We start from the raw sequence: 24,192 nt of genomic DNA on the forward strand, positions 1-24,192 counted from the left end.
GTGCGTCGCCTGAGAGCGGGATGTCGCTCTAGGAGCCAGTGACGCAGCTCTCACCTCATCCACGGTAGGCCCTATCGTTCCCGTCGACAAGGGTAATTGGGAAATTCATCCATATTCAGCAGCTTGAGCGGTGTTTTCGACCTCTCGGTGCCGGTAGATAGAGGTACCCTGAATCACGACACTGAGACGGGTGGAGGACATGACTGCAGTTCAGACAGAGGCCGAGGCAACGCAGACGCCCATCAGGAACGGGAGCTCGCGCCTCGATGAGACCGACCACGACTTGGTGGCCGCACTCCAGATAGCGCCGCGGGTTCCGGCCAACGCCCTGGGAGAGATCCTCGGCGTGCCCACGAGCACTGTCACCCGGAGGCTCAAGCGGCTCCAGGACGAGCGGCTGCTGAAGGTGGTCGGAAGGTTCGCCTGGCCCCTGATCCTCTCTGGCAATCCTCAGCAGCTGTGGATCCACTGCCACCCGGGCCAGACGTTTCGGGTGGCCGAGCAGCTCAAGGCCTTTCCGGAGATCCAATACATCATGGTGACCTCCGGCAGCAGCGACATCTACGCCGACCTGTTCCCTCTCATCGGAACAGACCTCGACGAGCTCATCGGGCACAGAATTCCCTCACTCGAGGGGATTGCGGCCGTCGAGACGCGGCTGGTCCTTGATTCACGGCGCGTCGGTGTCTCTTGGCGGCTTCAGCGCCTGAGCCCTGAGCAGAAGGACGCACTCTCCGCGCATGTCGTGCCCGTGAACCAGCCGGCCCTCCGGTCGACACGGGACCTGACCGACGTCGAGTTCCGTACCATGTGCGAACTGGGACGCAACGCGCGGGCCTCCGCCGCAGAAATCGCCCGTACCCTCAACGTGGGCAACTCCACGGCCTACCGGGCCATCCAGATGCTGCTGACCTCCGGCGCGGTCTCTCCTCGCGTGGAGGTCGAGCCCGGCGCTGTCGGGTTCCCGCTCGCCGCCGTCGTCTCTCTCCAGCTCAAGCCGAAGCACATCGAAACCGTCCTCGAAACCCTCGGAGAACATCCCTCAGCCCGCATGGTGTCGATGGTCACCGGCAAGGCTCCCATAGTGTTCCACGGCGTCTTCAGAGGCCCGCAGGAGTTCAGCCAGTTCCTCATGAAGGACGTTGGCGCCCTGCCCGGCATCCAATCCATGGACACCTGCGTGGGCCTCAGCATTCTGCGGCGCTACTGGATGGACCGCGACGGAATGCGGATCGGGGACCAGGTGGAGGGCCTCCTGAGGCGGTAGCGGCCCCCGCCCTACCGCTGCACCGGCTCCGTCGCGCCGAGCAGGGCGAGGTCCCGCCGTCGGGGCAATCCCTCCCAGTCGCTGGGCACCATGCACGCGAAGGCCCCGGTCGCAACGGCGGTCGCGAGCCGCTCGTCGACGCCGCGCCCCTCGACGAGCTCGGCCAGGTACCCGGCCACGAAGGCGTCGCCAGCCCCGACGGTGTCCACCACCGGGACCGGGATGGCGGCGCGCCGGTGCACCACGCCGTCGACCAGCGCGAGCGCGCCCTCGGCACCCAGCTTCACCACGGCCTGGCGCGCGCCCAGGGCGACGAGGCGGCGGGCGGCGGTCTCGGCGTCGAACGCCTCCCCAGACTCCCCCGGCTCGCCGACGGCGAGCGCCGCCTCCTCGAGCCCGCCGAACACCACGTCGGCAAGCGGGATGACCTCGCGGTACAGGGCGCGGGCGTCGGCGTCGCTCCAGAGGGATGAGCGGTGGTTCAGGTCGAACGAGACGGTGACGCCGGCGTCGCGCGCCACGGCCACCGCGTGTCGGAGGGTGGCCGCCGCGGTGGCCGAGATCGCGGCGGTGATCCCGGAGACGTGCAGGACCGCCGCACCGGCGATGAGGCGGGGGTCGACGTCGTCGGGCGTCATGCGGGACGCCGCGCTGCCCGCCCGGTAGTAGGTGACCCGCTGCGAGACCGCGGTGCGGCGCTCCTTGACCATCATCCCGGTGGGCGCGGCAGGGTCAACGACGGCGCGCACGTCCACCTGCTCGGCCCGCACCTCCCGCGCGACCAGCTCGCCGAACGCGTCGTCGCCGAGCCTGCTGCACCACACGGCCTGCACGCCGAGCCGCTGCAGCCCGATCGCCACGTTCGACTCCGACCCGCCCATCCCCAGCCGCAGCGCCGACGCGTGCGCGAGCGGCCCCACCTCGTCCGGTGACATGAGCGCCATGGTCTCCCCCAGCGTCACCACGTACGGGACCTCGGGCACGGGACGCACGACGGCGTGCGGCTGGCTCACGCCGCACCGCCCGCCTCGGCGACGAGGCCGCGGAGCCGGCGCGCCCGGGCGGTGAGCTCGGACAGGTCGCCGCCGGCGAACGCGTCCCCGAGGAGCGGTCCGCCGAGGCTGACCGCGAGCGCTCCGGCGCGGATCCACAGGGGTGCGTCCTCGATCCCGACGCCGCCCGACGGGATCACCTGGATGTCCGGGAACGGTCCCCGGAGCTGGCCCACGTAGCCCGGGCCGACCGTCGCGGCGGGGAAGACCTTGACCGCCGTGGCGCCGGCGCGCCAGCCGGCGAGCAGTTCGGTGGGGGTCAGGCCGCCGGGGAAGACCGGCACCGCACGCGCCACCGCGGCCTCGACGATGCCCTGGTCCATGACCGGGGTGACGAGGTAGTCGGCACCGAGGTCCAGCGCCGTGGCCGCCTCCTCGGGCCGGGTGACCGTGCCGACCCCGATCTCGAGGTCCGTCCCGAAGCGCTCCTTGAGCCGGGGCAGCTCGTCCCACACTCCCGGCGTGCTGAGCGTGAGCTCCATGCTGAGCACCCCGCCGGCCGCGAGGGCCTCGATCACGGCCGCGTACTCCGTGGCGTGCTTGGCGCGCAGGACGGCGACGACGCGGGTCCGCGTGAGGATCTCGGACGGCTGGGGGCGGAAGGCTGCGGGCTCGGCGGCTGTGGGATCGGTGGCTGGCATGCGGGTCCTTCCAATGGTCCGGCGGGTTCGGTGTCAGGCTACCGGGATTCCCCCTCAAGGCATCTCAGCCGCCTCTGGTTACCCGGCAGTAGCCTCCTCGCGCGCCACGCTCTACGCTTCTGTTGCATGACCACGCGGACGACGGCGCCCTCCCGCCCCCTGCCCGATCTGGCGGCCCTCGCGGCGCTCGCCACCGGCACCGGCCCCGCGCTCGAGGTGACCTCCCCGAGCGACGGGCGGCCACTCGGCGTCGTGCGCCAGGCTCACGAGGGCGAGGTGGCAGGGGCCGTCCGCGCCGCCCGCGAGGCGCAGAAGGGCTGGGCCGCCCGGCCTGCCCGCGAGCGCGCGGCCGTGGCGCATCGGTTCGCGCGGCTCGTGCTGGACCGGCGGGACGAGATCCTCGACCTCGTGCAGGCGGAGACCGGCAAGGCGCGCATCGCAGCCCTCGAGGAGGTCCTGGATGCCTCGCGCACCGCGGCGTACTACGGTCACGCCGCGCCGGGGCTGCTGCGCGCGCGGGGACGCCTCGGCGCACTGCCGCTCCTGACCAAGACCACCGAGCTGCGGCACCCCAAGGGCGTCGTCGGTGTCATCACGCCGTGGAACTACCCCTTCACCCTGCCGGCCTCGGACACGGTCCCCGCGCTCCTTGCGGGCAACGCCGTCCTCATCAAGCCCGACGAGAAGACACCGTTCAGCGCGCTCCTCACCCTCGCGCTCCTACGGGAGGCCGGGCTGCCGGAGAGGGCCGCGCAGGTGGTGGTCGGGCCGCGCGAAGTGACCGGACCCGCCGTCGTCGACGCGGTCGACTTCGTCATGTTCACCGGCTCCACCGCCACGGGCCGGAAGGTCGCCGCGCGTTGCGGGGAGCGGCTCGTCGGCTTCTCCGCCGAGCTGGGCGGCAAGAACCCGCTCATCGTGCTCGGGGACGCCGACGTGCCCGCCGCCGCGGCCGGCGCGGCGCGCACGTGCTTCGCGAACGCCGGTCAGCTGTGCATCGGGCCCGAGCGCATCTACATCCACGAGGCCGTGCGGGAGCGCTTCACCAGCCTGTTCCTGGACGAGGTGTCCCGGCTTCAGGTCGGGCCCGGGACATCGTGGGAGACGCAGGTCGGCTCCCTCGCCTCGCCCGCCCAGGTCGCCAAGGTGCGCTCCCACGTGGACGACGCCGTCGCGAAGGGCGCGCGGATCCTCGCCGGCGGCGCCGCCCGGCCCGAGCTGGGGCCCAACTTCTTCGCGCCCACCGTGCTCGCCGACGTCCCCGAGACCGCGGTGCTCTGCCGCGAGGAGACCTTCGGCCCGGTGGTGGCGCTCTACCCCGTCGCGAGCGAGGAGGAGGCCTTCGCCCGCGCCAATGACACCGGCTACGGCCTCAGTGCGAGCCTGTGGACTGCGCCCGCGCGGGGGCGGAAGCTCGGCGCCCGGATCGAGGCCGGGTCCGTGAACGTCAACGAGGGGTACGCCGCTGCCTGGGGCTCCCACTCGGCCGGGATGGGCGGCTGGAAGGAATCCGGAATGGGCCGGCGGCACGGGCCCGAGGGGCTCCTGAAGTACACCGAGTCCCAGACGGTCGCCGTGCAGCGGGTGCCGATCGCGCCGTCCGGCCGCATGTCCGCGGAGCAATTCGCCGATCTTGTGACGGCAGGGGTGCGCATCATGAACCGCTTCTTCTGAGCCGACAATCGCACAGGCGGCAATCCCACAAGACCCCACGCTCGAGGAGGAGCACATGTACCGAGGAACCCGCCTGCGCGGCGCACGCATCCTGATCACCGGAGGCGCGTCCGGCATCGGACGCCTCATGGCCCTCGAGGCCGCGCGGCGCGGTGCGGAGGTGGCCGTCTGGGACCTCGCGGACGACGGCGGCGCGTCGGCGGCCGCTGAGATCGTCGCCGCCGGGGGACTTGCCTCCGCTTATCGGGTGGACATCACCGACAGTTCCCGCGTGGCCGAGGCGGCCCGGGAGACCGGCGACGTCGACGTCGTCGTGAACTGCGCCGGCGTCGTGGCCGGGAAGCCGCTGCTCGAGGCGACCGAGGAGTCCATCCGGCGCACGTTCGAGGTCAACACGCTCGCCCCGTACTGGGTGACGCGCGCGTTCCTGCCCGGGATGATCGCCCGGGGAGGAGGCACCGTGGTGACGATCGCTAGTGCGGCCGGGCTGATCGGCGTCGCCCGCCAGACCGACTACTCGGCGAGCAAGTTCGCCGCCGTCGGCTTCACGGAGTCCCTGCGCGCCGAGCTGCGCGCCGACGGGCACGACGTCGGCACTCTCGTGGTGTGCCCGTACTACATCAACACGGGCATGTTCGAGGGGGTCGAGACGAGGTTCCCGCGCCTCCTGCCGATCCTCGAGGAGCACGACGTGGCGCTTGCGGTGATCGACGGCATCGAGTCCGGACGCGAGCAGATCATCCTGCCTCCGTTCGCACGGCTCGTGCCGCTCATGCGGTTCCTGCCGACGCGGGCCTTCGACCGCGTCGCGGACTTCTTCGGCATCAACCACACGATGGACCACTTCGTGGGGCGGGCGCAGCAGAGCGTGCGCTGAGCCGATCAGGCCTTTGGCCCTACCGGACGGCGCTCCCGGCCCCTAGCCTGTCCGCATGACGACGGGGGTGCCGTTTGCCGGAAACGGGCAGGTCCATGGGCTGCTGGTGGGGCTCGGCGTGGCGGCGGCGCTCCTGTTCTACGCCCTCGAGAAGCGGCGCCGCGGCATGAGCGACCCCCGCCTGTGGGCTTTGGCCGGGTTCGCCATCTCCTTCGGGGCCATCGGGGCGCGCCTCCTCACGTGGAACTTCGTCCGCCAGCCCTCGCTCGAGGAGTGGTGGATCGACGGCGACCGGAGCATCCTCGCCGGCCTCGTCGGGGCCTGGCTCGGGGTGCACCTGGGGAAGCGGCTGCTCGGGTACCGCGAGTCCACCGGAGACCTCTTTGCCCCCGCCGTCGCCCTCTCGATGGCGATCGGCCGCATCGGCTGCCTTCTCACCGAACTTCCCGGGACGCCGACGGGCGGCGACTGGGGGATCGTGCTCACGCCGGAGCAGGCCGCGATGTTCGGGGCGCAGGCCGGGGTCGGCCTGCACCCCTCGTTCGTGTACGAGATCGCGTTCCACGCGGTCGCGTTCCTGCTCCTGTGGCGCTTCCGGGACCGCCTGGCCCGTGCCGGGGACCTCTTCATCCTCTACGTGAGCGCGTATGCGCTCTTCCGGTTCGCCGTGGAGTTCGTGCGCGGCAACTCCATCCTCTGGCTGGGCCTGAGCGGCCCCCAGTGGTTCCTCGTCGCCATGCTCCCGCTGCTCATGTTGCGGGTCTGGAAGGTCTTCGCGGCCCTGCGCCGCGCGCCGGCTGGGCAGGCGGCGTGAGCGGGCCCGCCGAGCCCGCGGAGCCCGTGGTGCCCGGGCCCGAGAAGCGGGACCGGGGCGGCTTCCTCCCCATCGGCCTGGCGGTCGGGCTCGCATTCCTCTACCTGATGGGCATCTTCTATATCGCGCCCCGGGCGATTCCGCGGCTCAATGCCGACGCCCCACTGGTCGACAACGTCCTCATGTGGGCGCCGCTCGCGCTGTACGCGGTCGCCGCGGTCGTGCTCACCCTGGTGCGGCGGACGTCGATGACGGGGGCGGGCCTGCTCATCGCCCTCGGCGTCTGGCTGCTGCTGGGAGGCGAGCTGTGCATCTCGGCGATGGTTGCCCAACCGGCGAGTCCGGGGCAGGTGACGGGATGAGCGACGGCGACGAGCCCGCGCGTGACCGCCGCGAAAGGTGGCGGGACGTCTTCCTCGCCGTCTTCGCCACCGTGCTCCTCATCGGCGTCGGTGTCTGGCTGCTCGTCTTCGTGGCCAATACCTGCTTCGGAGGCCTGGGATAGCCATGGAACCTGACGAGACACCAGATCCCGGGGAGGACCGGGGAACCTCGCCCGACGAGGGCCGGCCCCGCCGCGAGTTCGTCGGCGCCCTCTTCGCTCTGGGGGCATTCCTCGGCGGCGTCGTGCTGCTGTTCGTGTACGTCCTGATCTTCTTTGCAGCCGGGCCTCCGCGCGGCACTGTCGGATCTGTCGCGTTCATCCCCGTGGGCGTCTATCTCCTGATCGCGGTCCTCCTGACGATCAGCAGGCGGTGGATGAGCGCAGGCATCGGCATGCTAACAGGCTTGGGGATCTGGCTGGCGATCGGCGGCGGCCCCTGCATCGGCGGTCTGGCCGGCGGAGGAGGCCTCGCATGAACCGCGATCAGGAGCCCAAGGGCTTCAGCGGCGCTGGCCTCACCGGCGGCCTGTTCGGCGGTGCCCTCGTCCTGACGGCCGTCTACATCGTCCTCCTTGTCGGACATGACCCCGTGAGCCAGGGAGGCGCTGGGCTGGGCCCCTCGCTCCTGCCCCTCGTCCTCTACCTTCTCGTCGCGTCGGCCCTCACATGGAACGAGGGAAGTCGCAGCTTCGGAGTCGGGCTGCTGATCAGCGTCGGTCTCTGGCTGCTGTTCGGCGGCGGGATCTGCATCGCCGGACTGTCCCGGGCCCCCTCGAATGCCGCAGCCTGCGCCTCACCCACAGGAGGAATCGCATGAAGACCTCGACCACCCGCCGGGCCCCCCTCGGCCCGGGCCAGCCGCTGCGCGGCGACCGGATCCACCGGTACGTCACTGCATTCTGTCCCGAGTGCCACAAGGAGAACCCGCCGCTCGCGCAGGTGCGGCGGCTTTCGGGGGCGCTGCTCGTGCGGGACGGACGGGTGTGGCTCGAGCGAGGGTGCCCCGACCATGGGCTCGTCCGGACCATGTACGACGAGTCCCCCGAGATCCTTGCCTACCTCGAGAAGTGGCAGGCGCCCACCAAGCAGCACGTGCCCGACGCCGTCGGCAACTACCGTCCCATCCCCGAGGCGTACGCCTACGGGCTCCCGGCCATGCAGACGCAGCACACCTGCATCCTGCTCCAAGACGTGATCGAGCACTGCAACCTGCGCTGCCCCACGTGCTTCACGGCGTCAGGGCCGAAGCTGCAGGGCGTCGCGCCGCTGGCCGAGGTGCTCGCCAACGTCGACACGCGGCTGTCCCGCGAGAACGGCCGGATCGACGTCCTCATGCTCTCCGGGGGCGAGCCCACGCTCTACCCGTATCTGGGAGAGCTGCTCGAGGAGCTGGTGGCCCGGCCGATTGTGCGGATCATGGTCAACAGCAACGGCCTGCTCATCGCCACCGACGACGACCTGCTCGAGCTGCTCAAGAAGCACCGCGAGCGGGTCGAGGTCTACCTCCAGTACGACGGGCCGTCCAAGGAGTCCTCCGTGTACCACCGCGGCGGGGACCTCACGTGCTTCAAGGACCTCGCCATCTCGCGCCTCTCCGAGGCCGGCGTCTTCACGACCCTCACCATGACCGCGACCCTCGGCGTGAACGACGGCGAGATCGGCGACGTCGTGATGCGGGCCCTCGACACCCCGTACATGGGCGGCGTCGCGCTCCAGCCGGTCTTCGGCTCCGGCCGCGGCCATGGCATCGACGCCATGGACCGGCTCACCCACGGCGGCGTCCTGGCGCGGCTCGAGGAGCAGACCGGCGGCGTCGTCTCATGGCACGACCTCACCGCGCTCCCCTGCTCCCACCCGCACTGCGCGTCGGTGGGCTACATGCTCAAGGACGACTCCGGCGTCTGGCGCTCCCTCACCCAGCTCATCGGGCACGACCGGCTGCTCACCTGGCTCCAGCTCGACCCCGACTCCCTCGCCAACCGGATCGCCGACAGCGCCCTGCCGCTGGGCATGCGCTCCATCATGAAGTCCTCCCTGCTGGACCTCCTGAGCGAGCAGTCTTCGCTCTCCCACCCCAGCACCGCCGAGCTCTGGAAGAACATCTGCACCCAGTGCGACCTCGGCATCGGCACCCTCTCGACCCTGGCCATGGGGTCCCTGCCGGGCCAGTACCAGCGGCTCCGGAGGCTGCTCGCCGAGCGCGTCACACGCATCACCGTCAAGCCGTTCATGGACATCTCGACCATGATCGAGGAGCGGCTCATGCAGTGCTGCGTCCACGTGGGCACCAAGTCCGACGACGGCGCCCACCAGTGCGCCCCCTTCTGCGCCGTTCAGGCCTGGCCGCAGCTCGCCCGGCAGCGCATGAGCACCGCCACGGGCGCCGCCCTGCCGGAAGGCCACCGCCGCGAGCCCGTCCCCGTGGAGCTGGGGTCGCTGTGAGCGGCGAAGAGGACGCCCGGCGCATCGCTGCCGGCCCGCCTCCCTCCGAGCTGGTGGGCACGGCGCACGACGACGGGCCGCACCTGGGCGAGCAGCCGCCGTCGTCCGTCTCCGGAGCCCAGGCGGCGGCGCCGTACGACCCGCTGCGGCTGTGCATCTTCGCGACCATCGCGCTGCTGGGCTGGCTCGCAGGGCCCGTGGCGCTCGTCGTGTTCGCGGGCGTGGGGTTCGCCGGGTACTGGAAGGCACGACGCGCGGGACTCACTCGCTCGAAGTGCTACCTGCGGGACACGCGGCTCGTCCTCGCCTACCTCGCGGCGCTGACGGCGGCGGGCCTGTGGGGCATCTACTCGCTCGTGGCTGGTGTGGGACGCTGACTCAGGCCGAATCGTTCGGCAGAGCTGACAAGGGGGAACGCCGTGAGCCAAGGACCGCCGCAGGACCCGCCGCCGGGCTCCTGGCCGCCGCCGGCGCAGTGGCCCCAGCGGCCCCCCGGGCCTCCGGCGAGGCCGCCGGGAGGCGGGTCCATAGTCCTCGGGCTCGTGGTGGGGATCCTGGTGCTCGGCGGCCTCGGCTGGCTGACCTTCTACACGGCGGCGACCTCGATCCCGGTCGTGAGTGTGGTGGCTCCCTGGCTCATCCCGGCCTACCTCGTGGCCGCCGTGACGCTGGCCCTGATCCGGACGACCACCCGGTTCGGCTCGGGCCTGCTCATCGCGATCGGCGCGTGGTTCGTCATCGGGGCGGGCCTGTGCGCGGCGCTCATCGCCGGCGTGGGGCGCTGACGGGCCGGCCCGCCCGGGCCGATTACTGCTCCTTGCCGTTGAAGGCGGGGTCGTCGCTCGCGTCTCCCCCACGGAGGTCCGCATCCGGGACGTCGATGCCGGCAGCGGCCTCGTCGAGACCGGGCACGCCCTCGGGGATGTCCTGCTTCTCGGCCTGAACGCCGTGCGCCTGCTCGCGGATGAGCCGCTGCTCCTCGGAGAAGCGGATGTCGTTGGCCTCTTCGCCCGAGTCCTGGGGCTCGACCGTCTCGGACTGGTACTCGTTGTCGCTCGCGTTCCCGCCGGTGTTCTCAGTCATGGCCCACCGCTACCCCGAGCCTTCTGGGGTCAATCACTGCGGCCCGCGCCGTATGGGCACCGAGGGGTGTTCCAAACTCCCCGGCTTCCAGTGCCGAACTCCCCAGCTTCGGACGGTCGTGGCCGCGACACGCCGGGCAGAATCAACAACACGCCGGTACGCGGCGACTAAAGCTGGGGAATTCTGCACCCAATGCTGGGGAGGTCGGTACAGCGCACGCGCCGGGCGGAGGCGCGCAAGCCCCGTCAGCCGACGAGGTTCTCCGAGGCGGCGTCCATGTGGGACAGGATGGTCTCCCGGGCGGTGACGGCGTCGCCGGACTCGATGGCGTCCACGATCTCGCGGTGCCGTGCGACGCTCATGTTGCTCGTGGCCCGTTCGAGGCCGGCGAACATGATGGACATCCGGATCGACCCCTCGAGGGACTGCCACTGGTGCAGGAGGGTCTCGTTGCCGGAGAGCCTGCAGAGGAGCCGGTGGAAGTCCAGGTCCGCCTCGATGCGGTCCTCGAGGGAGCGGTCGGCGGCGTCGGCCATGAACTCGAGCGCGTCGCGCAGCTCTCCGACGGCCTTGGCGCGGCGGGGCTGGTCGATGAGCGTGCGGGCGGCGAGGGATTCCAGCGCGGCACGCACTGAGAAGATGTCCCGGATCTCCTTCTCGTCGAGGTGGCGCACGCTCAGCCGCCCGCGGGGGCCGGCGGACGCCAGGCCCTCCTGCTCGAGCTGCCGCAGCGCCTCGCGGAGCGTGCCGCGGCTGATGCCGAGCATCTCCGAGAGCTCGGTCTCGACCAGGTGCCGGCCCGGCTCCAGCTCGCCGGACGTGATGGCGCGGCGCAGGGCGGTCACAGCCTGTTCGCGCAGGCTTTTCTTCTCGAGCCCCAGCAGTGACGCGGTCATGGCCACGCCCCCTCTCGTGTCGACTGTCATCCGACAGTCGTTGACATTGATGATACGGGCAGGCGCGGGGATCGCACCCGCGCCTGCCCGCAGCTCCCAGCCTGCTCGGCCCTGGGCCGACTCGGCGGTCAGCCCAGCTCGGCCAGGACCTTCGCGACGATCCGGTCCACGCTCAGCCCGTACTTGGTATGCAGGGTGGGCAGGGCGCCCGCGTCGAGGAACTCGTCCGGCAGGCCCACGGGCACCACGCGCCGCGTCTGCCCGGACCTGACCAGTGCGGACGCGACCGTCTCGAACAGCCCGCCGACCACCGTGTGGTTCTCGAACGTGACCGCGAGCCGGTCCCCCGCGAGCTCGGCGAGGACGGTGGCCTCGTCGAACGGCTTGACCGTGGGGGTGTGCACGACGGCGACGTCCACCTTGTGCTTCTCCAGCGCCTGGGCGGCCTGCAGCGCGCGCATGGTCATGAGCCCGGAGGAGACGAACACGACGTCGCGGCCGCCGCGCAGGACCTTGGCCTTGCCGAGCTCGAACTCGTAGTCGTACTCGTCCAGCACGGTCGGGACCTTCCCGCGCAGGAGGCGCAGGTAGGTCGGCCCGTCGGAAGCGGCCAGCTGCGGGACGGCCTGGGCGATGTCCACCGAGTCGCACGGGTCCACGATCGTCAGGTTCGGCATGCCGCGGAAGATCGCCATGTCCTCGGTGGCCTGGTGCGAGGGCCCGTACCCCGTGGTCAGGCCCGGGAGGCCGCCCACGATGTTGACGTTCAGGTTGGGCTCGGCGATGTCGAGGCAGATGAAGTCGTACGCGCGGCGGGCGGCGAACACCGAGTAGGTCGAGGCGAACGGGACGAGCCCCGCCTCGGCCATGCCCGCGGCCGCGCCGAAGAGCAGCTGCTCGGCCATGCCCATCTGGAAGAACCGCTCCGGGTGGGCCTGGGCGAAGATGTGCATGTCGGTGTACTTGCCCAGGTCCGCCGTGAGGCCCACGATCCGCTCGTCCGCCTCGGCCGCGGCGGCGAGGGCATGGCCGAACGGGGCCGAGTCGGTCTTCTGCCCCGGGTCCGCGAACGAGGCGATCATCGCCGAGGTCTTCAGCTTGGGTGCCGCGCCCGTCGCGACTGCTGCCGTGCTCATGCCTTCTCCTCCTGACGGGCGGCCCAGCCCGCCTCGAGCTGCTCGTTGCAGACCGCCCACTCGTGCTCCTCGATCCGCATGAAGTGCGCCTTCTCGCGCTGCTCGAGCAGCGGCACGCCGCGGCCTACCTTGGTGTCGCAGAGCACGACGGCGGGTGCGCCCGCGCCGTCGTCCGTCACCGCGGAAGCCGACCCGGCGGCGTCGAACGCCTCCAGGAGGGCGCCGACGTCGTTCCCGTCGACCCGGAACACGCGCCAGCCGCACGCGGCCCACTTGTCGGCGACCGGCTCGGTGCGCAGCACGCCCTCGGTGGCGCCGTCCGCCTGGAGCGCGTTGATGTCCACGACGGCGGTGAGCCGGCCGAGCCGGTGGTGCGCGGCGCCCATCGCGGCCTCCCAGGTCGAGCCCTCGTCGAGCTCGCCGTCGGAGAGGAAGTTGATGACGCGGGCGGGGTTGCCTCGGTGGCGCAGGCCCAGGGCCAGGCCGACCGCGATCGTGAGCCCGTGCCCGAGGGACCCGCCCGAGATCTCCATGCCCGGGGTGTACGTGGACATGCCGGACATCGGCAGCCGGGAACCGTCCGAACCGTAGGTCTCGAGCTCCTCGACCGGGATGATCCCAGCTTCGGCGAGCGCCGCGTACAGGCCGATCGCGTAGTGCCCCGTCGAGAGGAGGAACCGGTCGCGGCCGTCCCACTCGGGGTCCTCGGGGCGGAAGCGCAGCTGGTCCGCGTAGACGGTGGCGAGGATGTCCGCGGCGCCGAGGGCCTGGCCCACGTAGCCCTGGCCCTGGACCTCGCCCATGAAGAGGGCGTGCCTGCGGATCCGGTGCGCGGCGGCCTCGACGGCGGCCCGGCGCCCGGCCGGGGTGGCCGAGGCGCGCTGTTCGAGTGTCGGTGAAGTCATCGGTGTCAGGTCCTTCGGGTCCTTCAGTGGGTGTGGGCGGGCTCGGGGGTCTCGGCCTCGACCCGCTCGGCGAACTCGCGCTCGCGGCGGCTCCAGGTCTCGCGGGTCGAGACCGCGGCCCAGAGGCCGATCGCGCCGTAGAGGCTGAAGAGCAGGGCCGGGCCGACCCAGCCGAACGCCACGAACAGGAGCGTGGTGATGAACGGGGTGAAGCCGGAGACCATCGCGGAGATCTGGTAGGCCAGCGAGGCGCCGGAGGAGCGGGTCTTCGCCTGGAAGAGCTCCGGGAACCAGGCGCCCTGGGCGCCGGCGAGGGAGTTCTGGCACACGGCGTACGCGATCACGATCGTGGCGACGATGAACAGGAACATCCCGGTGTTGACCAGCAGGAACATCGGCACGCCGAACACGACGGCGAACGCGGTGGACCAGACGTAGACGGGCTTGCGGCCGACCCTGTCCGTCAGCGAGCCCCACGCCCAGGTGGCGAAGATGCCGATCGCGGCGGCGATGCACAGCGCGATGAGTGTCTGGTTCTTGTCCGCGAGCTTGGAGGAGTTGAGGTACGAGATCATGTACGTGACCGACACGGCATAGCCGGCCGTCTCGGCGATGCGCAGGCCGATGCCGCGCAGGATGTTGCGCCAGTCCTCCTTGACCACCTGCACGATGGGCGCCTTGGCGATCTCGCCGCGCTCCTTGACGTCCTCGAACACTGGCGACTCGGGCACCTTGGACCGGATGATGAGGCCCACGATCACGAGCGCGAGGCTCGCGAGGAACGGGATGCGCCAGGCCCACTCGTCGCCGAGGTGGACGCTGAAGAGGAAGACGAGGTTGGCCAGGAGCAGGCCCACGGGGAAGCCGGCCTGGACGATGCCAGTGAGGGCGCCCTTGCGCCGCCATGGGGCGTGCTCGTAGCTCATGAGGATCGCACCGCCCCACTCCGCGCCGAACGCGAGGCCCTGGATGATGCGCACGATCACGAGCAGCGTCGGGGCGAGGACGCCCACCATGGCGTAGGTCGGGAGGAGGCCGATCGCGAAGGTCGCGAGGCCCATGATGATGAGCGAGGCGACGAGGACCGGCTTGCGGCCGAGCTTGTCGCCGAGGTGGCCGCCCACGATGCCGCCGAGAGGGCGGGCCGCGAATCCCACCCCGAGCGTGGCGAAGGAGGCGAGGGTGCCCGTGACCGGGTCTGCGCCCGGGAAGAAGGCGGTGTTGAAGTAGAGGGCAGCGGCGGTGCCGAACCCGATGAAGTCGTAGGTCTCGATGACGGCCCCCACGCCAGAACCGACGGCCACGCGCTTGGCGTCCTTGGTGCCGTGGACCGGGCCGCGCATGGCCAGAGCCTCGTTGCTCATTGCGTTCCTTCCGAGTCGAAGAGATCTGCCGCTGTCTCTGTTGACAGTCAACATGATATGCCAGTGTGCGCTGCGTCACCCAAAACTGTCAACAGTCGACGTTGGTGGTTGACTGTTGACATTAAGCCACCGTACCGTGGTTGACGTCACACCTCTTCCGCCTACCTCCCCGGAGGGACCAACGATGTTCCACGACCGACTCGGCTGCTCCTCGATCAGCTTCCGGCACCTGCCGCTGGCCGAGGCCCTGGCCACGATGGCGGGGCTCGGCTTCGAGGAGATCGACCTGGGCGCACTCCCGGGCGTGTGCGACCACGTCCCCTTCGAGCTCACCGCGCACGACGCCGGCCAGGTCGCCGACGCCGTCTCGGCCGCAGGGCTGCGGGTCCGGTCGGTCAACGGGGACATCGGGGACCTCAACGTCCCGCTCGACGCCGCCGCCCAGGCGGCGCGGGCCGAGCACCTCGACCGGCTCCTGGCCCTCACCCGCGCCGTAGGCGCGAAGGCGCTCGTCCTCCCGTGCGGCGCCCTCTCCCCCGAGCCGTTGCGATCCCTGGGCGAGGACCTCGATCTCGTCGCGGCCCAGCTCTCCACCGCCGGCGAGCGCGCGGCGGAGCACGGCGTCGAGCTCTGGACCGAGTCCCTGCACTTCTACCGCCTGTGCGGGACCCTCGACCGCGCCCTCGCCCTCGCCGACCGGCTCGCGGGCACCCGGGTGCGCCACGTCGTCGACCTCTCCCACGTCGTCGCGTCGGGGAGCCAGCCGCAGGAGACGGTCTCCGCGTTCGCCGCCGGGGGTGCGGGCAGCATCGCCCAGGTCCACCTGCGCGATGCCGTCCCCGGGAACATCAACCTCAGCGTCGGCAACGGCTCCGTGGACTTCGCGGGCGCGCTCGCCGCGCTGCGGGAGACGGGCTTCGACGGGCACTTCTCGCTCGAGCTCGAGGCCCACGACCTCACCCACGCGGAGCGCCCGGCGGCCGCTGCCAAGGCCGCGAGCTTCATCACCGACCTCATCTGACCCCCAGAACCTGACCTCCAGAACCTGACCCCCAGAAACTCGCAAAGGAACCACCATGAGCACCATCCAGCGCACCGCCGTCCTCACCGGGGCCACGTCCGAGAGGGGCATCGGCCTCACCACCGCCCGCCGCTACGCCCGCGAGGGCTGGGCCGTCGTCATCCTGGACCTCGATGGCGAGAAGTCCGCGAAGGCCGCCCAGGACATCGCCAACGAATTCAACGTCCCGGCGTTCGGCCACCAGGTCGACGTCGCCGACGAGGCCTCGGTCGCCGCGGCCGCGGACGCCGTCGCCGCCGAGGTCGCCGCCGGCCGCCTGCCCGTGGTCGGCGCGCTCGCCAACATCGCCGGCATCACCTCCCCCGTGCCGTTCCTCGAGACGGACCTTGCCCTGTGGAACAAGGTCATGGCCGTGAACGCCACAGGCACCTACCTCGTGACCAAGGCCTTCCTCCCGGCCATGATCGAGGCCGGCTGGGGCCGCATCGTCAACATGTCCTCCGTGTCCGCCCAGCGCGGCGGCGGCGTGTTCGGCAAGGTCCCCTACTCCGCCGCGAAGGCCGCCATCCTCGGCTTCACCAAGGCGCTCGCCCGCGAGATCGCCCCGACCGGTGTCACCGTCAACGCCATCACTCCGGGCGCCGTGGACACCAACATCCGCGTCGGCAGCACGGACGCGCAGGAGGCCGCCATCAACGCGGGCATCCCGATCGGCCGCAACGCCACCACCGAAGAGGTCGCGGCCCTCTTCACCTTCCTGTCCTCCGAGGACGCCGCCTACCTCACCGGCACGACGATGGACATCAACGGCGGCAGCCACATCCACTGACCACGGCAGCCGGTCGGCACCCCGGCGGTTGAGCGGAGCGAAGCGGAGTCGAAACCTGCTCCTCCCGGTCGGCACCCCGGCGGTTGAGCGGAGCCGAAACCCGCTCCTCCCGGTCGGCACAACGGCGGTTGAGCGGAGCGAAGCGGAGCCGAAATCCGCTCCTCCCGGTCGGCACAACGGCTTCGACTCCGCTCAACCAGCGCCATGTCCGCTCAACCAACGTTCCAAGGAGTCACCCCATGACCCGCATCTCCAACGATCCCGCGGACTTCGCCGACGAGGCCCTCGCCGGGTTCTGCGACCTGCATGCGGGCTACGTCCGCCAGGTGCCCGGCGGCGCCGTCCGCCGGCGCCGTCCCGCCCACCCCAAGGTCGCCGTCCTCGTCGGCGGCGGCTCGGGGCACTACCCCGCCTTCGCAGGGCTCATCGGCGCGGGGTTCGCCGACGGCGCAGTGGTGGGGAACATCTTCACCTCGCCGTCCACCCAGCAGGCCGTCACCGTGGCCCGCGCGGCCGAGTCCGGCGCCGGCGTAGTGTTCACGTACGGCAACTACGCCGGGGACGTGATGAACTTCGGCCTCGCCTCGGAACGCCTCGCCGCGGAGGGCATCCGGGCGGAGAACGTCCTTGTGACGGACGACATCGCCTCCGCCCCCGCCTCCGAAGCCGAACGGCGCCGCGGGATCGCCGGCGACTTCGTGGTCTTCAAGGCCATGGGCGCCGCCGCGGAGGCCGGGCTGGACCTCGACGAGGTGGTGCGGCTCGGCCGCAAGGCCAACGACCGCACGCGCACGCTGGGTGCCGTGTTCTCCGGCTGCACGTTCCCCGGCGCCGACGCCCCGCTGTTCGCCCTGCCCGAGGGCCACATGGGACTAGGCCTCGGCATCCATGGTGAGCCGGGCCTGCGGGACGTGCCGCTGCCGTCCGCCGCGGAGCTCGGCAAGGCGCTCGTCGAGGGGGTGCTCGCCGAGGCGCCTGCGGATGCCAGGGACGAGGGCGCCGACGGCCTGGCGCGCATCGCCGTCATCCTCAACGGTCTCGGCTCCACCAAGCACGAGGAGCTGTTCGTCCTCTGGGCCGCCGTCGCGCCGCTGCTGCGCGAGGCGGGCTACGAGATCGTCGCGCCCGAGGTCGGCGAGCTCGTCACGAGCCTGGACATGGCCGGCGTCTCGCTCACGGTCACATGGCTCGACGAGGAGCTCGAGCAGCTCTGGCTCGCCCCCGCCGAGACACCCGCCTTCCGCCGCGGGTCGCTGACCGTCGCCGAGTCCGGCGAGGGTGCGGACGACGACGGCACGCCGGCCGCCGCGGGCGAGGCCCCGCCGTCGTCCGAGGCCTCACGCGGATACGCCGCCGCGTGCGTCGAGGCGCTCGGCGCCGCCTCCGCCCGGCTGGGCGAGCTCGAGGTGCACCTCGGCGCGATGGACGCCGTGGCGGGAGACGGCGACCACGGCCGCGGCATGGTCCGCGGCGCGGGGGCAGCGGTCGCGGCGGCGCTCGAGGCGCTCGACGGCGGCCGCGGGGCCGGCTCCGTACTGGCCGCCGCCGGCGACGCCTGGGCCGACCGGGCCGGCGGGACCTCCGGGGTCCTGTGGGGTGCCGGGCTGCGGGCCTGGGGCGAGGCGATCGGCGACCTCGAGGTGCCCGACGCTGCGGGAGTCGCCGCCGGAGTCACCGCGTTCGCATCGCGGATCGCGGCCCTGGGCGGGGCGCAGCCGGGCGACAAGACGCTCGTCGACGCGCTGGTGCCGTTCGAGGCGGAGCTGCGGGGCGGCGTCGTGCGCGGCGCGGGCCTGGGCGAGGCGTGGGAGGAGGCGTGCCGGGCAGCCGAGGAGGCCGCCGCGGCGACCGCCGAGCTGACGCCGCGCAAGGGCCGGGCGCGGCCGCTCGCCGAGAAGAGCGTGGGCACCCCCGACCCGGGCGCGACCTCGCTCGCCGCGGTGTTCACGGCCCTCGGGCCGGCCATTGTCTCTGCTGCGCGTCAGGGGGTGTCCGCATGAGTGGGCTGAGGATTGTCATCGGTTCCGACGAGGCCGGGGTGGACTACAAGGAGACCCTTCGGAAGGACCTCGAGGCGGATGCGCGGGTGGCCGAGGTCATCGACATCGGCGTGCACCGCGCGGCCGAAGACTTCGCCCGGCGGTACCCGTACGTGGGCCTGACGGCCGGACAGATGATCAGCGAGGGCAAGGCCGACCGGGCTCTGCTGTTTTGCGGCACCGGGATCGGGGTGGCCATCGCGGCCAACAAGGTCCCCGGGATCCGTGCCACGGCCGCGCATGACTCCTTCTCGGTGGAGCGGTCGATCCTGTCCAACAACTGCCAGGTCCTCACTATGGGCCAACGCGTGGTGGGGCTCGAGCTCGCACGGCGGCTTGCCAGAGAGTGGATCGGGTACACGTTCGACCCGGCCTCGGCCTCGGCCGCCAAGGTCCAGGTGCTCAGCGACTACGAGGGCTGCTGACCGCGGCGAGGCGAGGCGCCGTCGTCGTGCGCGGGGCAGGGACGGGACCCCACAACACGAGGGACGGGACCCCACAACGTTGCGGGGTCCCGTCCCCTCGCTTGCGGGGTCCCGTCCCGAGGCGTTGAGAACGGCGAACGCGGGTAAGTGACTCCTGTCCCCGCCCCGCGGCCAAGGAGAGCACGATGAACCTGTTGGACGACGCCGTCAGCCGGCTCGAGCGGTGGAGTGCCCTCGATGCCCTCGCCGAGCCCGTGCGGACGGCAGCGCATGCCCTCGTCAAGCCCCGACTGGTCCGCAACCTGCTTAGCGGAATACCGACAGGGCACCCCCTTCACCCCGTCCTCACGGACTTTCCCATCGGCGCCTGGAGCATGGCCGGAGTGCTCGACCTGTTCGGCGAGCCGACGGAGCGTGCGGCCGACATCCTCGTCGCCACGGGGCTCGTGGCGGCGGTCCCCACGGCGGCTGCCGGCTTCAGCGACTGGTCCGACACCCAGGGCGGGGAAACCCGGCTCGGGATCGTGCACGCTGCACTCAACGTCGCCGCGCTCGGCCTCTACGGGGCCTCGCTCGCGGCGCGGAAGGCGGGCGCCCGCACCGCCGGACGCGGGCTTGCGTTCGCGGGCCTCGGGGTGCTGCTCACGAGCGGGTACCTCGGCGGGCACCTCGCCTTCACGAAGGGCGTGAGGGTCTCCCGGACGGCGTGGCACGAGGGTCCCACTGACTGGCAGGACGTCGGCGCGGCCAGCGAGCTGTCCACCGACAAGCCCACGCTGGTCCAGGCCGATGACATCCCGGTGCTCGTCGTGCACGACGCCGGCCGGTTCCTCGCGCTCGACAACGTGTGCACCCACGCCGGCGGCTCCCTCAACGAGGGAACCATCGAGAACGGGTGCGTGACGTGCCCGCTCCACGGGAGCACCTTCCGGCTGGCGGACGGCGGAGTCGTGCACGGCCCCGCGAGCACGCCGCAGCCCAGCTACGACACCCGCATCCGCGACGGGCGCGTCCAGATCCGCGCGCGGCGCTAGCTCCTCAGCCGGTCTTCCGGGTGCGCCGCTTCGGCGGCGCCTTCTCCTCCTTGGGCGACCCCTCGGCGTCGTCCGCGGCCTTCGCCTTCGCCGACCGCGAGCCGGACGCCTTGGTGCCGGACGCCCTAGTGCCCGACGCAGTTGCGCCGGACACGGCGCCCGACGACTTGCGCCGGCTCTCCACGCTGCGCCGCAGCGCCTCCATGAGGTCGAGGACCTCGGCGCCCTCGCCCTCCTCGGCGGGCGCGCCGAAGGTCTCCTCGGTGTCCACCGCGTCGCCCTTGGCGAGCTTCGCCTCGAGGAGCTGGCGCAGCTGCTCCTGGTACTCGTCCGTGAACTGCTCGGGCTCGAACTCGGACGACAGGCTCTCCACGAGCGAGGAGGACATCTTGAGCTCCTTGTCGGAGATCTTCACGTCCGTGTCCTCGAGGATGGGGAACGCGGCCTCGCGCACCTCGTCCGGCCACAGCAGGGACTGGAGGACCATGACGTCCCCGCGCACCCTCAGGGCCCCGAGCCGGGTCTTCTGCCGGAGGGCGAACTTCACCACGGCGGTCAGCTCGGTCTGCTCGAGGGTGCGCCGCAGGAGCTGGTAGGGCTTGACGCCGACCTTCTCGGGCTCGAGGTAGTAGCTCTTCTCGAAGAACATGGGGTCGATCTGCTCGTCGGGGACGAATTCGACCACCTCGATCTCGCGGCTGCGCTCCACGGGCAGCGACTCGAGGTCCTCGTCGGTGAGGACCACCGTGCGGCCGCCTTCCTCGTACGCCTTGTCGATGTCCGCATACTCGACCACCTCGCCGCACACCTCGCAGCGGCGCTGGTAGCGGATCCGGCCCCGGTCCTTGTCGTGGACCTGGTGGAGCTTGATGTCGTGGTCCTCGGTGGCGCTGTACACCTTCACGGGCACGCTGACCAGGCCGAAGCTGATGGCGCCCTTCCAGATTGACCGCATGTGCCTAAGTGAACCGCACATTGGAGGGCTTGGATAGGCGGACGCCCCGATTGCCGCGGCTTTCGGCCCTAGTGGAGTGGACGCGGAGAGGCCACCGTGGAGTCGTCCATGAAAGGAACCTCCATGAACGTCCTCGTTGCCCACGAGGCCGAGCTCGCACAGGGGCCCATCTGGCTCTTCAGCAGCGGTCCCCTCGGAGACGACAAGGTCGACAAGGAGGGCCGCGACGGCCTCGAAACGACGGCGCCCAAGGAGTTCGAGAAGTTCGCGGACCTCCTCCGGGTCAAGGGCTAACACGTGTTCTTCGACGCGTGGGATCCGTCCACGCCCCCAGTCGGTGTCATGGAGAAGGCCATGAGCCACCTCCCGGGGAATCCGCTCAGCGCGATGCCCAGCGGGGACTTCCGGGATTGGGATGACATCGCGTGGGCCCGCGGGATTGCCGAGGAGCTCCGCACCCACCGGTCCTGATCTTCGAGGGGGGCGGACGACGGCGGGCGCGCACCCGCCGTCGTCCGCCCGCCGTCGTCCGCCCGCCGTCGTGCGCCCGCCGTCCGTGAGCGCGAACCGGCGTCAGCGGCTGTACACGCCGGAGTAGATGTCCGAGTTGCCGAAGCGGGAGCCGACGCCGCAGTCTGCAGGCGGGAAAGGCCGCGCCGGGACGGTGTCCGTGCTCGCCGCCTCGCTGCTGTCCTCGCCCCACTCGACCGTGCTCGACTGGCTCGCCGCCGACGGGGACCTGAGGGCGGCGCGGTAGGCGTTCACGGCGGCGCAGCTGTCGGCGTTGCGGACGTCGTTCCAGATCGGATAGACCGCGCCGTTGCTCGCGACCGCGGCGTTGTAGTCCCCGAGGAACTCGCTGACCAGGCTGTTCGCGCTGGAGCCGCGGGCGTCGCCGCTCGCGCCGCGGTGCAGCACGCTCACCGGGCCGGTGAGGTCGCCGTTGAGCGCGACCACGACGCCCTCCATGGGCCGGGGGGCACTGAGGTCGGAGTACACGGCATGGAATGCGTCATACACGGCGTAGGCGGACCCTCCGTCGGGGCTGATCGCCACAGCGGTGAAGTTCGGCCTGTCGCCGGCCGCCTGCACGCCGCGCGGGGCCGACCAGCTCGCGCCGCCGTCGGCCGAGACCTGCAGGAGGGACTCCTCGTGGCCGAGGCCGTTCCTGGCGTCGCTCCACCCGAGGAGGATGCGGTCGGTCGCGCCGACTCCCGACGGCGCACCGTTGGCGATGTCCACGCTCGGGAAGCTGTCCGTGCGGGCACCGGCGAAGCCGTCGAAGGTGTAGCGCCCGGCGAACGAGTCGAACACGCCCACATCGGTCACGTCGGCGACGGGCCGTGGGGTGCTGAACTGCCGCCCGCCGTTCGCCGAGACGGCCATCATCTGCACGCTGCGCCCTTGGGCGCTGCCCTCGAAGAAGAGGTACACGTTGCCCTTGGAGTCGCTGCGGACCGTGGAACCCTGCCGGCCCCCATTCGAGGGGGTGTTGTATGAGGCGCTGACCTGGACCGGAGCCGACCAAGTGGTGCCGCCGTCATCCGAGTACGCCGCCATGATCGGTTCGGCGTCCGCCACCGCCTGCGTCGCATTCGCCGCCCGGAACGACGTCCATGCGGCGTAGACGCGCCCGAAGTAGGGGCTCGAGGCGGCGTTGTCCGCCCACAGGGTGTTCTTGTCGTTGAACACCACCGGGTTGAGCCGGCCGCTCGCGATGGCGGGGGCGCTCCAGGCTGCGTTGCTGCCCTTCACCGCATCGGCGGCGTTGTCGGTGTGCGAGACCGCCACGGCGTAGTGCGGGGTCACCAGCGTGGACGCGCCCGGGAAGTTGCTGACCAGGTTCGAGTAGTAGTACCGGCTGCCGTTGCTCCATGAGAAGTGGCCCTGTGCATCGGGCATGGGCCCGACGGCCAGGACGGGGTCGCCGCCGGAGACGAGCCCGGCCTCGTAGTAATTGGGCAGGGTTCCGATGGGGCCTCCGGCAGCCGCCGTGCCGCTGCGCGCGGAGTAGCCCGTGTAGGTGGGCTGGACCCAGCTGGTCCCGTTGTCGGTCGAGAAGTACACGCCGCTGGAGCCCACACCCGGCGTGAAGGGGCAGGACCCGGCGCCCGAGGCCTTCTGGGTGCAGGGCGCCATGTCGATCTCCTCGTTGACGCCCGCGATGAGCGTGCCGGAGACCGGATCGCGGGCGATCGAGGGCTCGTTCTGCTTGTTCTGCGGGAAGGGGGTGGCCGGACTGCCTGAGGTGACGAGCGCGTCGCCGCTGCCTTTCGGCGTCGGCGGGGCGGCGCTGGCCGGCACTGCTGCCGCCAGTGCGAGGGCAGAGGCCGCGGCCAGAGCAAAGGCGCGCCTGAAGAGCGGGGGAAGTGTCATGGAAGGATGCTCCTCGCCTAGAGCCGTCGCCCGTGCCGGGGGCGCGCACGACGGCGGACCGGGTGCCTCAGGAGCGAACGGACCCGGCGCGCTGGGGCCGGGTGAACACCGCAAGGATAGACCCGGGTCCGAACAGGGACAACGGCCGGTGGGGTCTTGCGACTCTTACCGCCAGGCCGCCGCCATGCCTAGCGTGGGAGCATCGGCAGCGTCCAGTTGAGAGGAACGGTTCGATGACCGTCCACCAGCCTCCGTACCCAGCGGGCGGAGCAGTGCCCCCGCTCGAGCTTCCCTACTACGGAGCCCCGCCCGTCGAGGCGGTCAAACGCGTCTTCCAGAAGTACGCCGTCTTCTCGGGACGCGCGAGCCGCAGCGAGTACTGGTGGTGGTTCCTCGCCTCAGGGCTGGCATCTGCGGTCCTGAACTCCATTGGTCCGACCGTGGTCAACGGGCAGCCGACCGGTACGAGCGGGCTCGGCGGCCTCTGGTTCCTCGCCACGGTGGTCCCCGGGCTGGCGGTGGCCGCGCGGCGCCTCCACGACGTCAACCTCAGCGGCTGGCTCCTGCTGCTCGCACTGATACCTGTGCTCGGCTGGATCCCGCTCGTCGTGATGCTCGCCCAGCCGGAGAACCCGGGGGGCCAGCGCTTCGACAGGTACCGGGCGGACTATGGGGCTGGCTATGGGCAGACACCCATGGCTCCCCCGTACAGCCCCCCGCAGCCTCCGTATCCGCCAGAGCCGGGCGGCCCGGCCTCCCCGTAGCGCGGACGGCCGTCACCTCTGGCCACACCGGAAAGCGAGTCGCACATGGCTGTCATCAGTGGCTCCATCACGATCAGACGTCCCGTTGAGGAGGTCTTCGATTTCGTGGCTTACGAGCGGAACGAGCCGATCTTCGTGGGACCTGCGGCCGAAGGGAATCCTGAAGCTTAGCGGGCATCGGTTCGGGCGGCCGCATGGCGGGTAGGTCCAAGG

General features: G+C 71.3%; 27 protein-coding genes. 18 read left to right on the plus strand and 9 right to left on the minus strand.

The features are described from left to right. Window positions 1-199 precede the first annotated feature (199 nt). Window positions 200-1,267: an Lrp/AsnC family transcriptional regulator gene (locus tag ABD298_RS08130; RefSeq protein WP_344299179.1), complete on the plus strand. Its 1,068-nt coding sequence runs from the start codon at window positions 200-202 to the stop codon at window positions 1,265-1,267. 11 nt (window positions 1,268-1,278) lie between these two features. Here the strand turns inward: ABD298_RS08130 and ABD298_RS08135 are convergent, their stop codons facing one another. Together ABD298_RS08135 and ABD298_RS08140 are read right to left on the minus strand one after the other, a co-directional pair. Beyond that, on the minus strand, window positions 1,279-2,280 hold the full coding sequence (locus ABD298_RS08135) for a sugar kinase (protein WP_344299180.1): 1,002 nt from the start codon (window positions 2,278-2,280) through the stop codon (window positions 1,279-1,281). After that, on the minus strand, window positions 2,277-2,960 hold the full coding sequence (locus tag ABD298_RS08140) for a bifunctional 4-hydroxy-2-oxoglutarate aldolase/2-dehydro-3-deoxy-phosphogluconate aldolase (RefSeq protein ID WP_344299181.1): 684 nt from the start codon (window positions 2,958-2,960) through the stop codon (window positions 2,277-2,279). The genes ABD298_RS08135 and ABD298_RS08140 overlap by 4 nt, the downstream gene beginning before the upstream one ends. Before the next feature lie 126 nt (window positions 2,961-3,086). Here ABD298_RS08140 and ABD298_RS08145 point away from each other — a divergent pair, with 126 nt between their 5' ends. Genes ABD298_RS08145 through ABD298_RS08190 form a run of 10 tightly spaced genes read left to right on the plus strand, consistent with a single transcriptional unit; the run spans window position 3,087 to window position 9,937 of the window. Next, window positions 3,087-4,634: a succinic semialdehyde dehydrogenase gene (locus tag ABD298_RS08145; RefSeq protein WP_344299182.1), complete on the plus strand. Its 1,548-nt coding sequence runs from the start codon at window positions 3,087-3,089 to the stop codon at window positions 4,632-4,634. A gap of 55 nt (window positions 4,635-4,689) precedes the next feature. Further along, window positions 4,690-5,511, plus strand: coding sequence for an SDR family oxidoreductase (locus ABD298_RS08150; protein ID WP_344299183.1), 822 nt, complete (start codon window positions 4,690-4,692; stop codon window positions 5,509-5,511). 55 nt (window positions 5,512-5,566) lie between these two features. Beyond that, a complete protein-coding gene (locus tag ABD298_RS08155) occupies window positions 5,567-6,325 on the plus strand; it encodes a prolipoprotein diacylglyceryl transferase (protein ID WP_344299185.1) in 759 nt (252 codons plus the stop codon). Further along, window positions 6,322-6,687 carry a hypothetical protein gene (locus ABD298_RS08160; RefSeq protein WP_344299187.1) on the plus strand — a complete coding sequence of 122 codons (366 nt, stop codon included), beginning with the start codon at window positions 6,322-6,324 and terminating at the stop codon, window positions 6,685-6,687. The genes ABD298_RS08155 and ABD298_RS08160 overlap by 4 nt, the downstream gene beginning before the upstream one ends. Further along, window positions 6,684-6,830, plus strand: coding sequence for a hypothetical protein (locus tag ABD298_RS08165; protein ID WP_344299188.1), 147 nt, complete (start codon window positions 6,684-6,686; stop codon window positions 6,828-6,830). Before ABD298_RS08160 ends, ABD298_RS08165 begins: the two co-directional genes overlap by 4 nt. Before the next feature lie 2 nt (window positions 6,831-6,832). Then, entirely contained in the window at window positions 6,833-7,186 is a 354-nt protein-coding gene (locus ABD298_RS08170; protein ID WP_344299189.1) for a hypothetical protein, read from the plus strand. Further along, a complete protein-coding gene (locus tag ABD298_RS08175; protein ID WP_344299190.1) occupies window positions 7,183-7,527 on the plus strand; it encodes a hypothetical protein in 345 nt (114 codons plus the stop codon). The genes ABD298_RS08170 and ABD298_RS08175 overlap by 4 nt, the downstream gene beginning before the upstream one ends. Beyond that, window positions 7,524-9,152 carry a radical SAM protein gene (locus tag ABD298_RS08180; RefSeq protein WP_344299191.1) on the plus strand — a complete coding sequence of 543 codons (1,629 nt, stop codon included), beginning with the start codon at window positions 7,524-7,526 and terminating at the stop codon, window positions 9,150-9,152. The genes ABD298_RS08175 and ABD298_RS08180 overlap by 4 nt, the downstream gene beginning before the upstream one ends. Continuing rightward, entirely contained in the window at window positions 9,149-9,529 is a 381-nt protein-coding gene (locus ABD298_RS08185) for a hypothetical protein (protein ID WP_344299192.1), read from the plus strand. Before ABD298_RS08180 ends, ABD298_RS08185 begins: the two co-directional genes overlap by 4 nt. 42 nt (window positions 9,530-9,571) lie before the next feature. Further along, a complete protein-coding gene (locus tag ABD298_RS08190) occupies window positions 9,572-9,937 on the plus strand; it encodes a hypothetical protein (RefSeq protein ID WP_344299193.1) in 366 nt (121 codons plus the stop codon). 22 nt (window positions 9,938-9,959) lie between these two features. Here ABD298_RS08190 and ABD298_RS08195 read toward each other — a convergent pair whose 3' ends face one another. The 5 genes from ABD298_RS08195 to ABD298_RS08215 all read right to left on the minus strand — a co-directional run bounded on the left by ABD298_RS08195 (window position 9,960) and on the right by ABD298_RS08215 (window position 14,536). After that, a complete protein-coding gene (locus ABD298_RS08195; RefSeq protein ID WP_344299194.1) occupies window positions 9,960-10,235 on the minus strand; it encodes a hypothetical protein in 276 nt (91 codons plus the stop codon). A gap of 245 nt (window positions 10,236-10,480) precedes the next feature. Next, window positions 10,481-11,131: a GntR family transcriptional regulator gene (locus ABD298_RS08200; RefSeq protein ID WP_344299195.1), complete on the minus strand. Its 651-nt coding sequence runs from the start codon at window positions 11,129-11,131 to the stop codon at window positions 10,481-10,483. Between the two features lie 128 nt (window positions 11,132-11,259). Continuing rightward, window positions 11,260-12,267, minus strand: a complete 1,008-nt coding sequence (locus ABD298_RS08205) for a transketolase family protein (RefSeq protein ID WP_344299196.1) — start codon at window positions 12,265-12,267, stop codon at window positions 11,260-11,262. After that, on the minus strand, window positions 12,264-13,172 hold the full coding sequence (locus ABD298_RS08210; RefSeq protein ID WP_344299197.1) for a transketolase: 909 nt from the start codon (window positions 13,170-13,172) through the stop codon (window positions 12,264-12,266). Before ABD298_RS08210 ends, ABD298_RS08205 begins: the two co-directional genes overlap by 4 nt. 23 nt (window positions 13,173-13,195) lie before the next feature. Next, window positions 13,196-14,536, minus strand: a complete 1,341-nt coding sequence (locus tag ABD298_RS08215) for an MFS transporter (RefSeq protein ID WP_344299198.1) — start codon at window positions 14,534-14,536, stop codon at window positions 13,196-13,198. Window positions 14,537-14,720: 184 nt separating this feature from the next. Here ABD298_RS08215 and ABD298_RS08220 point away from each other — a divergent pair, with 184 nt between their 5' ends. The 5 genes from ABD298_RS08220 (at window position 14,721) to ABD298_RS08240 (ending at window position 19,884) form a co-directional block, all read left to right on the plus strand. Next, window positions 14,721-15,557, plus strand: a complete 837-nt coding sequence (locus ABD298_RS08220; RefSeq protein ID WP_344299199.1) for a sugar phosphate isomerase/epimerase family protein — start codon at window positions 14,721-14,723, stop codon at window positions 15,555-15,557. 55 nt (window positions 15,558-15,612) lie between these two features. Next, window positions 15,613-16,386 (plus strand): SDR family NAD(P)-dependent oxidoreductase, encoded by a 774-nt coding sequence (locus ABD298_RS08225; RefSeq protein WP_344299200.1) that lies wholly within the window; start codon window positions 15,613-15,615, stop codon window positions 16,384-16,386. Between the two features lie 239 nt (window positions 16,387-16,625). Further along, window positions 16,626-18,386: a dihydroxyacetone kinase family protein gene (locus ABD298_RS08230; RefSeq protein WP_344299201.1), complete on the plus strand. Its 1,761-nt coding sequence runs from the start codon at window positions 16,626-16,628 to the stop codon at window positions 18,384-18,386. Further along, entirely contained in the window at window positions 18,383-18,850 is a 468-nt protein-coding gene (locus tag ABD298_RS08235; RefSeq protein WP_344299202.1) for a ribose-5-phosphate isomerase, read from the plus strand. Before ABD298_RS08230 ends, ABD298_RS08235 begins: the two co-directional genes overlap by 4 nt. 185 nt (window positions 18,851-19,035) lie before the next feature. Further along, a complete protein-coding gene (locus ABD298_RS08240) occupies window positions 19,036-19,884 on the plus strand; it encodes a Rieske (2Fe-2S) protein (RefSeq protein ID WP_344299203.1) in 849 nt (282 codons plus the stop codon). Between the two features lie 4 nt (window positions 19,885-19,888). Here the strand turns inward: ABD298_RS08240 and ku are convergent, their stop codons facing one another. Continuing rightward, window positions 19,889-20,839 carry a non-homologous end joining protein Ku gene (gene ku / locus ABD298_RS08245; RefSeq protein ID WP_344299204.1) on the minus strand — a complete coding sequence of 317 codons (951 nt, stop codon included), beginning with the start codon at window positions 20,837-20,839 and terminating at the stop codon, window positions 19,889-19,891. Between the two features lie 108 nt (window positions 20,840-20,947). On the opposite strand from ku, the gene ABD298_RS08250 reads away from it, so the two are divergent. Beyond that, on the plus strand, window positions 20,948-21,133 hold the full coding sequence (locus ABD298_RS08250) for a hypothetical protein (RefSeq protein WP_344299205.1): 186 nt from the start codon (window positions 20,948-20,950) through the stop codon (window positions 21,131-21,133). Between the two features lie 279 nt (window positions 21,134-21,412). On the opposite strand, the gene ABD298_RS08255 is transcribed toward ABD298_RS08250, so the two are convergent. Beyond that, window positions 21,413-23,215, minus strand: coding sequence for a sialidase family protein (locus tag ABD298_RS08255; protein ID WP_344299207.1), 1,803 nt, complete (start codon window positions 23,213-23,215; stop codon window positions 21,413-21,415). Between the two features lie 233 nt (window positions 23,216-23,448). On the opposite strand from ABD298_RS08255, the gene ABD298_RS08260 reads away from it, so the two are divergent. Beyond that, on the plus strand, window positions 23,449-23,979 hold the full coding sequence (locus ABD298_RS08260; RefSeq protein ID WP_344299208.1) for a DUF805 domain-containing protein: 531 nt from the start codon (window positions 23,449-23,451) through the stop codon (window positions 23,977-23,979). Window positions 23,980-24,192: the final 213 nt, after the last annotated feature.

The organism is Sinomonas flava, from assembly GCF_039531875.1.
GTDB lineage: Bacteria > Actinomycetota > Actinomycetes > Actinomycetales > Micrococcaceae > Sinomonas > Sinomonas flava.

Bases quoted from the DNA above. Each gene is read 5' to 3' on its own strand.
- ABD298_RS08130 (WP_344299179.1), top strand. From the start codon at position 200: ATGACTGCAGTTCAGACAGAGGCCGAGGCAACGCAGACGCCCATCAGG.
- ABD298_RS08140 (WP_344299181.1), bottom strand. From the start codon at position 2,960: ATGCCAGCCACCGATCCCACAGCCGCCGAGCCCGCAGCCTTCCGCCCC.
- ABD298_RS08145 (WP_344299182.1), top strand. From the start codon at position 3,087: ATGACCACGCGGACGACGGCGCCCTCCCGCCCCCTGCCCGATCTGGCG.
- ABD298_RS08150 (WP_344299183.1), top strand. From the start codon at position 4,690: ATGTACCGAGGAACCCGCCTGCGCGGCGCACGCATCCTGATCACCGGA.
- ABD298_RS08155 (WP_344299185.1), top strand. From the start codon at position 5,567: ATGACGACGGGGGTGCCGTTTGCCGGAAACGGGCAGGTCCATGGGCTG.
- ABD298_RS08165 (WP_344299188.1), top strand. From the start codon at position 6,684: ATGAGCGACGGCGACGAGCCCGCGCGTGACCGCCGCGAAAGGTGGCGG.
- ABD298_RS08170 (WP_344299189.1), top strand. From the start codon at position 6,833: ATGGAACCTGACGAGACACCAGATCCCGGGGAGGACCGGGGAACCTCG.
- ABD298_RS08175 (WP_344299190.1), top strand. From the start codon at position 7,183: ATGAACCGCGATCAGGAGCCCAAGGGCTTCAGCGGCGCTGGCCTCACC.
- ABD298_RS08180 (WP_344299191.1), top strand. From the start codon at position 7,524: ATGAAGACCTCGACCACCCGCCGGGCCCCCCTCGGCCCGGGCCAGCCG.
- ABD298_RS08195 (WP_344299194.1), bottom strand. From the start codon at position 10,235: ATGACTGAGAACACCGGCGGGAACGCGAGCGACAACGAGTACCAGTCC.
- ABD298_RS08200 (WP_344299195.1), bottom strand. From the start codon at position 11,131: ATGACCGCGTCACTGCTGGGGCTCGAGAAGAAAAGCCTGCGCGAACAG.
- ABD298_RS08205 (WP_344299196.1), bottom strand. From the start codon at position 12,267: ATGAGCACGGCAGCAGTCGCGACGGGCGCGGCACCCAAGCTGAAGACC.
- ABD298_RS08210 (WP_344299197.1), bottom strand. From the start codon at position 13,172: ATGACTTCACCGACACTCGAACAGCGCGCCTCGGCCACCCCGGCCGGG.
- ABD298_RS08215 (WP_344299198.1), bottom strand. From the start codon at position 14,536: ATGAGCAACGAGGCTCTGGCCATGCGCGGCCCGGTCCACGGCACCAAG.
- ABD298_RS08220 (WP_344299199.1), top strand. From the start codon at position 14,721: ATGTTCCACGACCGACTCGGCTGCTCCTCGATCAGCTTCCGGCACCTG.
- ABD298_RS08225 (WP_344299200.1), top strand. From the start codon at position 15,613: ATGAGCACCATCCAGCGCACCGCCGTCCTCACCGGGGCCACGTCCGAG.
- ABD298_RS08230 (WP_344299201.1), top strand. From the start codon at position 16,626: ATGACCCGCATCTCCAACGATCCCGCGGACTTCGCCGACGAGGCCCTC.
- ABD298_RS08235 (WP_344299202.1), top strand. From the start codon at position 18,383: ATGAGTGGGCTGAGGATTGTCATCGGTTCCGACGAGGCCGGGGTGGAC.
- ABD298_RS08240 (WP_344299203.1), top strand. From the start codon at position 19,036: ATGAACCTGTTGGACGACGCCGTCAGCCGGCTCGAGCGGTGGAGTGCC.
- ku (WP_344299204.1), bottom strand. From the start codon at position 20,839: ATGCGGTCAATCTGGAAGGGCGCCATCAGCTTCGGCCTGGTCAGCGTG.
- ABD298_RS08250 (WP_344299205.1), top strand. From the start codon at position 20,948: ATGAAAGGAACCTCCATGAACGTCCTCGTTGCCCACGAGGCCGAGCTC.
- ABD298_RS08255 (WP_344299207.1), bottom strand. From the start codon at position 23,215: ATGACACTTCCCCCGCTCTTCAGGCGCGCCTTTGCTCTGGCCGCGGCC.
- ABD298_RS08260 (WP_344299208.1), top strand. From the start codon at position 23,449: ATGACCGTCCACCAGCCTCCGTACCCAGCGGGCGGAGCAGTGCCCCCG.